This window comes from Stenotrophomonas sp., from assembly GCF_032061965.1.
Taxonomy (GTDB): domain Bacteria; phylum Pseudomonadota; class Gammaproteobacteria; order Xanthomonadales; family Xanthomonadaceae; genus Stenotrophomonas.
Window position 1 is genome coordinate 1 of sequence record NZ_DAMBEF010000066.1, and the last position, 12,500, is coordinate 12,500.

The 12,500-nt window shown below is 62.1% G+C and carries 7 protein-coding genes and 1 pseudogene (1 of these 8 running past the window's edge); all 8 read right to left on the bottom strand.

Features of this window, described 5'->3' with window-relative positions; genetic code table 11:
* Window positions 1–203 (bottom strand): annotated as a pseudogene (gene rpsL, locus RT460_RS18595) (30S ribosomal protein S12); the annotation flags it as partial.
* A gap of 398 nt (window positions 204–601) precedes the next feature.
* The gene (gene rpoC / locus RT460_RS18600) at window positions 602–4,840 is read right to left on the bottom strand and encodes a DNA-directed RNA polymerase subunit beta' (protein WP_313321182.1); all 4,239 of its coding nucleotides are present in this window, start codon (window positions 4,838–4,840) and stop codon (window positions 602–604) included.
* A gap of 109 nt (window positions 4,841–4,949) precedes the next feature.
* Window positions 4,950–9,140 carry a DNA-directed RNA polymerase subunit beta gene (rpoB, locus tag RT460_RS18605; protein ID WP_313321184.1) on the bottom strand — a complete coding sequence of 1,397 codons (4,191 nt, stop codon included), beginning with the start codon at window positions 9,138–9,140 and terminating at the stop codon, window positions 4,950–4,952.
* Window positions 9,141–9,505: 365 nt separating this feature from the next.
* Complete coding sequence (gene rplL / locus RT460_RS18610; protein WP_282270680.1) at window positions 9,506–9,871, bottom strand: 50S ribosomal protein L7/L12; 366 nt, start codon at window positions 9,869–9,871, stop codon at window positions 9,506–9,508.
* A 63-nt stretch (window positions 9,872–9,934) separates the two neighbouring features.
* Complete coding sequence (rplJ, locus tag RT460_RS18615; protein WP_313321187.1) at window positions 9,935–10,471, bottom strand: 50S ribosomal protein L10; 537 nt, start codon at window positions 10,469–10,471, stop codon at window positions 9,935–9,937.
* Window positions 10,472–11,040: 569 nt separating this feature from the next.
* Entirely contained in the window at window positions 11,041–11,739 is a 699-nt protein-coding gene (gene rplA, locus RT460_RS18620; RefSeq protein WP_313321189.1) for a 50S ribosomal protein L1, read from the bottom strand.
* A gap of 4 nt (window positions 11,740–11,743) precedes the next feature.
* Window positions 11,744–12,172 (bottom strand): 50S ribosomal protein L11, encoded by a 429-nt coding sequence (rplK, locus tag RT460_RS18625; RefSeq protein ID WP_057630030.1) that lies wholly within the window; start codon window positions 12,170–12,172, stop codon window positions 11,744–11,746.
* Between the two features lie 201 nt (window positions 12,173–12,373).
* On the bottom strand, window positions 12,374–12,500 hold the end of the coding sequence (nusG, locus tag RT460_RS18630) for a transcription termination/antitermination protein NusG (RefSeq protein ID WP_313321191.1). 434 nt of this gene lie beyond the right edge of the window; the window shows 127 of its 561 coding nt (coding positions 435–561); the start codon falls outside the window, past its right edge; the stop codon is at window positions 12,374–12,376.

Below are 12,500 nucleotides of genomic sequence, written 5' to 3' on the forward strand. Positions count from 1 at the left end.
CCGATGTAGCTAATCACTTCTTCCTGGTTGGTCAGGCGAACCTTGGCAACCTTGCGAAGCGCCGAGTTCGGCTTCTTCGGAGTGGTGGTGTACACGCGCGTGCAGACGCCACGGCGCTGGGGGCACTTATCGAGAGCCGGGGAGGCACTCTTATAAGTGGTTGCCTGCCGCGGCTTGCGGACAAGCTGATTGATCGTCGCCATCAGTATGTTCTTCTGAGAGAGGCCAATGAAAAAACTGGCCATTGAATGCGGAAATGTGCGAGCAGGCGAGAAACCGGCCTGCTGAGACAGACGATTGTAGCAACCTGGCGAAAACGCAGTCAAATGCGCACGCGCCAAGCCAGCCCTGATCCCGGGCCGTTACAGGGGAGCCTTCTCCTTGCCCCCCGTTCAGGTTGTCAACCCGGTCCTTTGACAGACCGGGCCGGCATCCTACCTCATCCGAAGCCGTCAGGCCAGCGGCCATCGACTCCGGTGTGCCGTCCCGGCCGGGGCCGGGGCGGATGATTCAGCCCCGACCGGGGTCGGGGTTTGCGGGCGACCCGACCTGGGGTCGGGCCCTGCCCTGCTCCCGGTCCGGCCAGGGCCGGACCGTGATCTCACTCGTCGCTGCCCGGAGCCTGTTCAGCTTCGGTCGACTCGACCGCCACCGCAGCCACTTCAGCCACCACCGGCGCGGTGCCGGACAGGGTCTGCAGCTCCGAGTCGGTCAGGCCCGACGCGTTGCGGCGACGGTTGGCGTGGTAGGACAGACCGGTACCGGCCGGGATCAGACGGCCGACGATGACGTTTTCCTTCAGGCCGCGCAGGTTGTCCTTGGTGCCGCGGACGGCCGCCTCGGTCAGCACGCGGGTGGTTTCCTGGAAGGAGGCAGCCGAGATGAACGACTCGGTCGCCAGCGACGCCTTGGTGATACCCAGCAGGACCGGGTCGAAACGGGCAATCAGCTCGTTGCGGCTGGTCAGGCGTGCATTTTCCTCGATGACGCGCTGGCGCTCGGCCTGCTCGCCATTCAGGAACTTGCTGCTGCCCTGGTCGGTGATCTCGACCTTGCGCAGCATCTGACGGGTGATCACTTCGATGTGCTTGTCGTTGATCTTCACGCCCTGCAGGCGGTACACGTCCTGGATTTCCTTGACCAGGTAGCGGGCCAGCTCTTCCACGCCCTTCAGGCGCAGGATGTCCTGCGGGCTCGGCTCGCCGTCCACCACGGTTTCACCGCGGGTCACGTGCTCACCTTCGAACACGATGATCTGGCGGTACTTCGGAATCAGCTCTTCGTGCTCCGAACCATCGGTGTCCTTGATGATCAGGCGCTGCTTGCCCTTGGTGTCCTTGCCGAAGCTGATGATGCCCGAACGCTCGGCCAGGATCGCCGGATCCTTCGGCTTGCGTGCTTCGAACAAGTCGGCAACGCGCGGCAGACCACCGGTGATGTCACGGGTCTTCGATGCTTCCTGCGGGATCTTGGCAACCACGTCGCCCACGCCTACCGGCGAACCATCCTGCAGGTTGACGATCGAGCGCGGCGGCAGCAGGTACTGTGCCGGCAGGTCGGTGCCCGGGATGGTCAGGTCATTGCCCTTGCCATCGACGATGCGGACCAGCGGACGCAGATCCTTGGCCTGCGAGCCACGACGCTTCGGATCGGTGATTTCACGCGAGGCCAGGCCGGTCAGTTCATCGGTCTTCTCGATGACGGTGATGCCGTCGACGAAGTCGATGAAACGCACGAAACCAGCCACTTCCGACACGATCGGGTGGTTATGCGGATCCCAGTTGGCCACGGTCTGGCCAGCCTTGATCTCGGCACCGTCCTTGACGTTGATGGTGGCACCGTACGGCAGCTTGTAGCGCTCACGCTCACGGCCATGCGGATCGAGCACGGAGATTTCGCCCGAACGCGACACGGCAACCAGCGAACCGCTGACCTGCTCGACGTGCTTCAGGTTGGAGAACTTCACCGAACCGGTGGTCTTGACGGTGATGTTGTCCACCGCAGCCGCACGCGATGCCGCACCACCGATGTGGAACGTACGCATGGTCAGCTGGGTACCCGGCTCACCGATCGACTGTGCGGCGATGACGCCGACGGCTTCACCGATGTTGACGATGTGGCCACGGGCCAGATCGCGGCCGTAGCAGCGACCGCAGACGCCGAACGAGGACTCACAGGTGATCGTCGAGCGGACCTTGATGGTCTGCACGCCAGCTTCTTCCAGCTTGTTCACCCACTGCTCGTCGAGCAGCGTGTTGCGGGTGACGATCGGATCTTCGTCGTTGCCCGGCAGGAACACGTCCTCGGCCACAACGCGGCCCAGCACGCGGTCCTTCAACGGCTCAACCACGTCGCCGCCTTCCACGATCGGGGTCATGGTCAGACCTTCGACGGTGCCGCAATCGACTTCGGTGATCACCACGTCCTGCGCCACGTCAACCAGACGACGGGTCAGGTAACCCGAGTTCGCCGTCTTCAACGCGGTATCGGCCAGACCCTTACGGGCACCGTGGGTGGAGTTGAAGTACTCCTGCACGTTCAAGCCTTCGCGGAAGTTCGCCTTGATGGGCGTCTCGATGATCGAGCCGTCCGGACGTGCCATCAGGCCACGCATACCGGCCAGCTGACGGATCTGCGCCTGGCTACCACGCGCACCGGAGTCGGCCATGATGTACAGCGAGTTCATCGACTTCTGGTCGACGATCTTGCCTTCCGAATCCTCGACCTTTTCGGTACCGATGGTTTCCATCATCGCCTTGGCGATGCGCTCATTGGTGCGCGACCAGATGTCGACCACCTTGTTGTAGCGCTCGCCAGCGGTGACCAGACCGGACTGGTACTGCTCCTGGATTTCCAGCACTTCCTGCTCGGCTTCGCCCAGGATGCCCTTCTTCTCGTCCGGGATCAGCATGTCGTCGATACCGATCGACACGCCAGCGCGGGTTGCGTAGGCATAACCGGTGTACATCAGCTTGTCGGCGAACACCACGGTGTCCTTCAGACCCAGCAGACGGTAGCTCTGGTTGATCAGGCGCGAGATGTTCTTCTTGGTCATCTCGGTGTTGCACAGCTCGAACGGCAGGCCTTCGGGCATGATCTCGCTCAGCAGCGCACGACCCACGGTCGTGTCCACGATCGAGGTCTTCTTGACCTTGTTGCCTTCTTCGTCGCGCTCGACCTGCACGATGCGCACCTTGACGCGGGCGTGCAGCTCAACCAGGCGGTTGTCGTAGGCACGCTTCACTTCGTCGGTGTTGGCGAAGACCATGCCCTCGCCCTTCTTGTTCACCAGCGAACGCGACATGTAGTACAGGCCCAACACCACGTCCTGCGACGGCACGATGATCGGCTCGCCGTTGGCCGGCGACAGGATGTTGTTGGTGGACATCATCAGCGCACGCGCTTCCAGCTGGGCTTCCAGCGAGAGCGGCACGTGGACGGCCATCTGGTCACCGTCGAAGTCGGCGTTGAATGCGGTACAGACCAGCGGATGCAGCTGGATGGCCTTGCCTTCGATCAACAGCGGTTCGAACGCCTGGATGCCCAGACGGTGCAGGGTCGGTGCACGGTTCAGCAGCACCGGATGTTCGCGGATGACTTCTTCCAGGACGTCCCAGACTTCGCCTTCTTCGCGCTCAACCAGCTTCTTGGCGGCCTTGATGGTGGTGGCCAGGCCACGACGCTGCAGCTTGGCGAACACGAACGGCTTGAACAGCTCAAGCGCCATCTTCTTCGGCAGGCCGCACTGGTGCAGCTTCAAGTACGGACCCACGGTGATCACCGAACGGCCCGAGTAATCGACGCGCTTGCCCAGCAGGTTCTGACGGAAGCGACCCTGCTTGCCCTTGATCATGTCGGCCAGCGACTTGAGCGGGCGCTTGTTGGTGCCGGTGATGGCACGGCCGCGACGGCCGTTGTCCAGCAGGGCGTCAACCGATTCCTGCAGCATGCGCTTTTCGTTGCGCACGATGATGTCCGGAGCGTTGAGCTCCAGCAGGCGGCGCAGACGGTTGTTACGGTTGATGACGCGACGGTACAGATCGTTCAGATCCGAGGTCGCGAAGCGGCCACCGTCCAGCGGAACCAGCGGACGCAGGTCCGGCGGCAGCACCGGCAGCACGGTCATCACCATCCACTCCGGGCGGTTGCCCGACTCGAGGAAGGCTTCGACCAGCTTGATGCGCTTGGTCAGACGCTTGAGCTTGGTTTCCGAACCGGTCGAGGCGATTTCCTCGCGCAGCTTCACCATTTCAGCCTGCAGGTCGATGGTGCGCAGCAGTTCGTAGACGGCCTCGGCGCCCATGGCGGCGTCGAAGTCATCGCCATGTTCCTGACGTGCCTGCAGGTACTGTTCTTCGGTCAGCAGCTGGCGACGCTCCAGGGCGGTCAGGCCCGGCTCGGTCACCACGTAGGCTTCGAAGTACAGCACGCGCTCGATGTCACGCAGGGTCATGTCCAGCATCAGGCCGATGCGCGACGGCAGCGACTTGAGGAACCAGATGTGCGCGACCGGCGATGCCAGGTCGATGTGGCCCATGCGCTCACGGCGCACCTTGGCCAGGGTGACTTCGGTGCCGCACTTTTCGCAGACGACGCCGCGGTGCTTCATGCGCTTGTACTTGCCGCACAGGCACTCGTAGTCCTTGACCGGTCCGAAGATGGCGGCGCAGAACAGGCCGTCACGTTCCGGCTTGAACGTACGGTAGTTGATGGTTTCCGGCTTCTTCACTTCGCCGAAGGACCACGAACGGATCAGGTCCGGCGAGGCCAGCGCGATCTTGATCGCGTCGAAGTCCAGCGTCTGGCGCTGCTGGTTGAAGAGGTTGAGCAAGTCTTTCATGTTCTTCTCCGGGATTCGGAATTCGAGATTGGGGAGTTGTCAGAGCGGGGATGCAGGACCCGGGACCGGCGCTTTGCCAGTCCCGAATCCCGAATCGCTATTCCCAATCTCAGTTGTCTTCCAGTTCCATGTTGATGGCCAGCGAGCGGATTTCCTTCACCAAAACGTTGAAGGACTCCGGCATGCCCGCAACCATCTCGTGCTCACCGTCGACGATGTTCTTGTACATCTGGTTACGGCCCTGTACGTCATCGGACTTCACCGTCAGCATTTCCTGCAGGGTGTAGGCCGCGCCGTAGGCTTCCAGTGCCCAGACTTCCATTTCACCGAAGCGCTGACCACCGAACTGCGCCTTGCCGCCCAGCGGCTGCTGGGTAACGAGCGAGTACGGGCCGGTCGAACGGGCGTGCATCTTGTCGTCGACCAAGTGGTTCAACTTCAGGTAATGCATGTAGCCGACGGTGGTCTTGCGGTCGAAGGCTTCGCCGGTGCGGCCGTCATACAGCTGCATCTGCGTCTTGCTGGTGTTGAAGCCCAGACGTTCGGTTTCCGGGGCATCGTCCGGGTAGGCGAGATTCAGCATTTCGCGAATCTCTTCTTCGGCCGCGCCGTCGAACACCGGGGTTGCCATCGGCACGCCGTCGGTCAGGTTCTTGGCCAGGTTGATCAGCTCTTCATCGCTGAACTGGGACAGGTCCACGCGCTGCTCGGACACGGCCGAATCGTGGTTGTAGATCTTGCCCAGGAATTCACGCAGCTCACTGACCGCACGCTGCTGTTCCAGCATGCCCTGGATGCGCTTGCCCAGGCCCTTTGCGGCCCAGCCCAAGTGCACTTCCAGAATCTGGCCGATGTTCATACGCGACGGCACGCCCAGCGGGTTCAAGCAGATGTCCACGGTGTTGCCGTCAGCCATGTACGGCATGTCTTCGACCGGCACCACGTTGGAGACCACACCCTTGTTACCGTGGCGGCCTGCCATCTTGTCACCCGGCTGGATGCGACGCTTCACGGCCAGGAACACCTTGACCATCTTCAGCACGCCCGGTGCCAGATCGTCGCCCTGGGTGATCTTGCCGCGCTTGTCGGCGAAGCGACGCTCGAATTCCTTCTCGTGTGCCTGGATCTGCATCTGGGCACGCTCGATGGCTTCGGAGGCGTCCTCGTCCTTCATGCGCAGGGTGAACCAGTCGGACTTCTTCAGGCCGTCCAGGAACGCATCGGTGATCACGTCGCCCTTCTTCAGGCCGGCGCCGCCGTTGGCAACCTTGCCCACGATCTGCGAACGCAGACGTGCGTAGATGGCGGCTTCCAGGATGCGGAACTGGTCGTCGAAGTCCTTCTTGACGCGCTTGATCTCGTTTTCTTCGATCTGGCGTGCGCGCTTGTCCTTCTCGATACCGTCGCGGGTGAAGACCTGCACGTCGATGACGGTGCCGTCCATGCCCGGCGGAACGCGCAGCGAGCTGTCCTTAACGTCCGAAGCCTTCTCGCCGAAGATCGCGCGCAGCAGCTTCTCTTCCGGGGTCAGCTGGCTCTCGCCCTTCGGCGTGACCTTGCCAACCATGATGTCGCCGGCGCGCACTTCCGCACCGATGTACACCACGCCGGATTCGTCCAGGCGGTTCAGGGCCTGCTCGGACACGTTCGGGATGTCGGCGGAAATTTCCTCCGGCCCCAGCTTGGTGTCACGTGCAACGCAGGTCAGTTCTTCGATGTGGATCGTGGTGTAACGATCTTCTTCGACCACACGCTCGGACAGCAGGATGGAGTCTTCGAAGTTGTAGCCGTTCCACGGCATGAAGGCGATCAGCATGTTCTGACCCAGCGCCAGTTCACCGATATCGGTGGACGGGCCATCGGCCAGCACGTCGCCGCGCGCGATCACGTCACCCACGTTCACCAGCGGACGCTGGTTGATGCAGGTGTTCTGGTTCGAACGGGTGTACTTGATCAGGTTGTAGATATCGACGCCGGCATCGGCCGGATCGGTGATCTCGTTCTCGTTGGCCTTGACCACGATGCGACCGGCGTCGATCTGCACGATCTCGCCGCCACGCAGGGCGTTCACGGTCACACCCGAGTCACGGGCCACGGCGCGTTCGATACCGGTACCCACCAGCGGCTTCTGCGCACGCAGAGTCGGCACGGCCTGGCGCTGCATGTTGGCGCCCATCAGTGCACGGTTTGCGTCATCGTGCTCCAGGAACGGAACCAGTGCCGCAGCAACCGACACGGTCTGCATCGGCGAGACGTCCATGAAGTGGACTTCTGCCGGCGGCTTGAGCAGCGACTCACCCTGGAAGCGGCACGGTACGAACTGCTCGGTGAGCATGTTCTTGGCATCGGTCAGGGCATTTGCCTGGGCGATGACGTACTCGTTTTCTTCGATGGCCGACAGGAACTCGATCTCGTCGGAGACCTTGCCGTCATGCACCTTGCGGTACGGGGTTTCCAGGAAGCCGTACTTGTTGGTGCGTGCGAACACGGCCAGCGAGTTGATCAGGCCGATGTTCGGGCCTTCCGGCGTTTCGATGGTGCAGACGCGGCCGTAATGGGTCGGGTGCACGTCGCGCACTTCGAAGCCGGCGCGTTCGCGGGTCAGGCCGCCCGGGCCCAGGGCCGAGACGCGGCGCTTGTGCGTCACTTCCGACAGCGGGTTGTTCTGATCCATGAACTGCGACAGCTGCGAGGAGCCGAAGAATTCCTTGATCGCCGCAGCCACCGGCTTGGCGTTGATCAGCTCCTGCGGGGTCAAGCCTTCCGACTCGGCCATCGACAGGCGTTCCTTGACCGCACGCTCGACGCGGACCAGGCCCACGCGGAACACGTTTTCGGCCATTTCACCGACCGAACGCACGCGACGATTGCCCAGGTGATCGATGTCATCGACCACGCCGCGACCGTTGCGGATCTCGGTCAGGACCTTGATCACGTCCAGGATGTCGGACGATTCGCCATGGGCGGCAACCAGACGCTTGGACTCTTCGTCGTTGCGCTCACCGAAGTACTTCTGGTCGTACAACACGGCTTCGCCGGTGACTTCCTTGCGGCCGACACGACGGTTGAACTTCATGCGGCCAACCGTGGACAGGTCGTAGCGCTCGAAGGTGAAGAACAGGTTGTGGAACAGGTTCTGAGCAGCGTCCTTGGTCGGCGGCTCGCCCGGACGCATCATGCGGTAGATTTCGACCAGCGCTTCAAGCTGCGTCTTGGTCGGATCGATGCGCAGGGTGTTGGACAGGTAGGCACCACGGTCCAGATCGTTCACCCACAGCGTGCCGACTGCATCAACACCCGCCTTGCGGAAGTTCTGCAGCTGCTCGTCGGTGATTTCGTCGTTGGCCTGGGCCAGCAGTTCACCGGTGTTGGCATCGACCACGTCATGCGACAGGATGCGGCCGACCAGGTAGTCGTCCGGCACGGCCAGGGCAGCGATGCCCGATGCCTGCAGCTGCTTGATGTGGCGCGCGGTGATGCGCTTGCCGGCTTCCACGATGACCTTGTCACCGTCGGCCAGGTCGAAGCCCAGGGTTTCACCACGCAGACGCTCCGGCACCAGCTCCAGCTGGACGCCTTCGTCGGGGTTGATGTGGAAGGTGTTGATCTCGAAGAACTCGGCCAACATTTCTTCGTTGTTGTAGCCGAGCGCGCGCAGCAGGATCGACACCGGCAGCTTGCGGCGACGGTCGATACGGGTGAACAGCGCGTCCTTCGGATCGAACTCGAAGTCCAGCCAGGAACCGCGGTAAGGAATGATGCGGGCGCTGTACAGCAGCTTGCCCGAGCTGTGGGTCTTGCCACGGTCATGGTCGAAGAACACGCCCGGCGAACGGTGCAGCTGCGACACGATGACGCGCTCGGTACCGTTGACGATGAAGGTGCCGTTGTCGGTCATCAACGGGATTTCGCCCAGATAGACCTCCTGCTCCTTCACGTACTTGATCGCCTTGGTAGACGATTCGCGGTCGTAGATGACCAGACGCACGGTGACGCGCAGCGGCGCGCCGTAGCTCATGCCACGCTGGCGGCATTCGCGCTCGTCAAACACCGGGTCGCCCAGCTTGTAACCGACGTATTCCAGGGCAGCGTTGCCGCTGTAGCTGGAAATCGGGAACACCGACTTCAGCGCAGCGTGCAGGCCGTGGTCGGAGCGCTTGGCCGGGTCGATGTTTTCCTGCAGGAATTCGCGGTACGAATCAACCTGGATCGCGAGCAGGAACGGCACCTCGAGGATCGAGCGCTGCTTGCCGAAATCTTTGCGGATGCGCTTTTTTTCGGTGTACGAATAGGACGTCATGAGGTCTTCCACCTTGTTGTGCGGGCCGTGCGTCCACAACCCGTAAGGAAACTTGAAATTGTCAGTTGGAAGTCGCTGGTATTGCCGGCACCAGCACGCCTTCTCCCGCTACTTCCAACTGCCAACTCGCTTGTATCGGCTGCGGGTCACTCCATCGTCTGGAGCGCAGCGCCTGACACTTGCCACGTTGGTCTTTCTGAAGCTTGCCGAGCATCACCCGGCCTTACCACCGGGCTGCGCCCGGCCCTACCCCGCGCCCCCCGGGCATGCCCGGCGTGGCAACGGCTTGAAACGACCAAAGGCCGGGGGCTTACGCCCCCAGCCTTGGCTGCATCGTCGCGATTCGGTGACGATGCAAGAACTGATTACTTCAGCTCGACGGTCGCGCCGGCGGCTTCCAGTTCCTTCTTGAACTTGTCGGCGTCTTCCTTCGAAGCGCCTTCCTTCACGACGCCACCGGCTTCAGCCAGATCCTTCGCTTCCTTCAGGCCCAGGCCGGTGATGGCGCGGACGGCCTTAATCACTTCGACCTTCTTCGCGCCGGCATCCTTCAGGATGACGTTGAATTCGGTCTGCTCTTCAACAGCAGCAACCGGGCCAGCAGCAGCAACTGCAACCGGGGCAGCAGCCGACACGCCGAACTTCTCTTCGATGGCCTTGACCAGCTCCATCACTTCCATCAGGGACTTTTCGGCGATTGCGTCGACGATCTGATCGTTGGTAAGGGACATTTTGATTACCTTTTGAAAATATTCTGGATTGAGGTTCCTTGCGGAACCACGAGGACGTCGAACTTAGACGGCTTCAGCTTCAGCGGCCGGTGCGGCAGCTTCAGCTGCGCCACCTTCCTGCTTTTCACCAATAGCCTTGACGGCGCGGGCGAACATGGTGACCGGCTCGGTCAGGACGCGGGCCAACATGGCCAGGGCCTGATCACGGGTCGGCAACGATGCCAGCACGTCGACGTGGCTGGCCGGGAAGACTTCCCCGCCGATTGCCACGACCTTCGCCTTCAGCTTGTCGTTACCCTTGGCTGCTTCCTTGATCAGGCGACCGGCTGCGCCGGGCTCCTCAAGCGAGAACGCATACAGCAGCGGACCAACCATCTGGTCTTTTGCAACTGCGAAATCGGTGCCTTCAACGGCGCGCGAGGCCAGCGTGTTCTTGACAACCTTCAAGAAAACACCGGTTTCGCGGGCCTGCTTACGCATCGCGGTCATCTGAGCGACCGTGGTGCCAGCGTATTCGGCTGCGATCAAGGAGTGGGCCTTGGCGGCGATGTCTGCCAGCTCGGCGACTACTTCTTGCTTCTGGGACAGATTGAGAGCCATTGCACTCCTCCGTTAAAGCGGGGATTGGTGATTCGGATCCGGGATTGGCAACGGCGGCAATGCCACTGCTGCAGGCCTCCCTGACCGAACCTCAACACCCTGCTTCAAACATATTCCGCTTACGGCTCCTAGCCGTGTGCGGTCCTGGGCGGCATCCCTCCTGGACGCCGGGAGCATCAGGTGATGCTCCGGTGGTGGCCGTTCTAGAGCTGGAGTGCAAACCTGGGCAAACCCAGACGTACGTGAACCAGAAAAATCCAGAAGGGCGGCACCATCTACGCAGGGTGACCCGAGAACGGATCGATTAAGCGATCTCGCTGTGCCGGCGGCGACTCCTTGCCAAATCGAGCTTCCGTGCCCGTCGCCGGTATGCGCTGACCGCGCCTGCGGTCTTTGACGGCTCCACACAGGCGAACCTGTGCGACGCCTTCAAAAGTCAGCATCACCGTTGCCGATGACGCTGGTGTTTCTTGTTGCGCCAAAGCCCAAGAGCTTCAGAGCGATCCCCGCCTTCGCGGGGATGACGTGCCGGCAAAGCCGTGCGCGCTATGCGCGCACGGGCCGGTACGTCACTTCAGGGTCAGCGACGACTGGTCGACGGTGACGCCCGGGCCCATCGTCGAGCTGACCGACACCTTCTGCAGGTACAGGCCCTTCGAGGTGGCCGGCTTGGCCTTGATCAGGTCCAGCAGCAGTGCCTGCAGGTTCGACTGCAGCGCGCCGTTTTCGAAGCTGGCCTTGCCGATGGTGCAGTGGATGATGCCGGCCTTGTCAGTGCGGTAACGCACCTGACCCGACTTGGCATTCTTGACGGCTTCGCCCGGGTTGGCCGAGACGGTGCCGACCTTCGGGTTCGGCATCAGGCCGCGCGGGCCCAGCACGGTGCCCAGCTTACCGACGACGCGCATTGCGTCCGGGGTAGCGATGACCACGTCATAGTTCAGATCGCCGGCCTGCATCTTCTCGGCCAGGTCGTCCATGCCAACGGCTTCGGCGCCAGCGGCCAGGGCTTCGTCAGCCTTGGCACCGGCCGGAGCAAACACGGCCACGCGGACCGACTTGCCGGTACCCGCCGGCAGCACGGTGGAACCGCGAACCTGCTGGTCGGACTTCTTGGCATCCACGCCCAGGCGCACGGCAACGTCGATCGACTCGACGAACTTGGCCTTGGTGGCGGTCTTCAGGATGTTGATTGCGTCCTCGAAGGCATACGCCTTACCCGGGACGATAGCGGCCTTGATGGCCTTCTCACGCTTGGTCTGTGCCATCAGATTAACCCTCTACCACCAGGCCCATGGAACGGGCAGAGCCCGCGATCGTACGCACGGCGGCGTCAAGGCTGGCAGCCGTCAGATCGGGCTCCTTCGCCTTGCAGATTTCTTCCAGCTGCGCGCGCGTCACCTTGCCCACCTTGTCGGTGTTCGGCTTCTTCGAGCCCGAAGAAATGCCAGCGGCCTTCTTCAGCAGCGTGGTTGCCGGGGTGCTCTTGGTGATGAAGGTGAACGTACGGTCCGAATAGGCCGTGATGATCACCGGCACCGGCAGACCCGGTTCCAGCTTCTGCGTGGCAGCGTTGAACGCCTTGCAGAATTCCATGATGTTCAGGCCGCGCTGACCCAGCGCAGGACCGACCGGCGGCGAGGGGTTGGCCTGACCAGCCTTCACCTGCAGCTTGATGTAACCGACAACTTTCTTTGCCATTTGAGTACTCTCCGGGTGCTAGCGCCTTGCGACAACAGGCTCCCCATCGGACCGGGAATCACGCGTCCCGGCATCGCGTTTTGAAATCCTTGAATCGCACCAAAGGCCACCTCGCGGCAGCCTTTGATTCAGCCCCATCACAGGGAGCCGGCAATTCTAGCAGTTTTTTTGACGACTGCCTGAACAGGCAGCCGTACAGGGTCACACGGCCTTTTCGACCTGACCAAATTCCAGCTCGACCGGGGTGGCACGACCGAAGATCAACACCGAGACGCGCAGACGGCTCTTCTCGTAATTGACTTCTTCAACCACACCATTGAAGTCGTTG

Coding starts and splice junctions, on each gene's coding strand:
- rplA (WP_313321189.1), bottom strand. CDS start 11,739: ATGGCACAGACCAAGCGTGAGAAGGCCATCAAGGCCGCTATCGTCCCG.
- rpoC (WP_313321182.1), bottom strand. CDS start 4,840: ATGAAAGACTTGCTCAACCTCTTCAACCAGCAGCGCCAGACGCTGGAC.
- rplK (WP_057630030.1), bottom strand. CDS start 12,172: ATGGCAAAGAAAGTTGTCGGTTACATCAAGCTGCAGGTGAAGGCTGGT.
- rpoB (WP_313321184.1), bottom strand. CDS start 9,140: ATGACGTCCTATTCGTACACCGAAAAAAAGCGCATCCGCAAAGATTTC.
- rplL (WP_282270680.1), bottom strand. CDS start 9,871: ATGTCCCTTACCAACGATCAGATCGTCGACGCAATCGCCGAAAAGTCC.
- rplJ (WP_313321187.1), bottom strand. CDS start 10,471: ATGGCTCTCAATCTGTCCCAGAAGCAAGAAGTAGTCGCCGAGCTGGCA.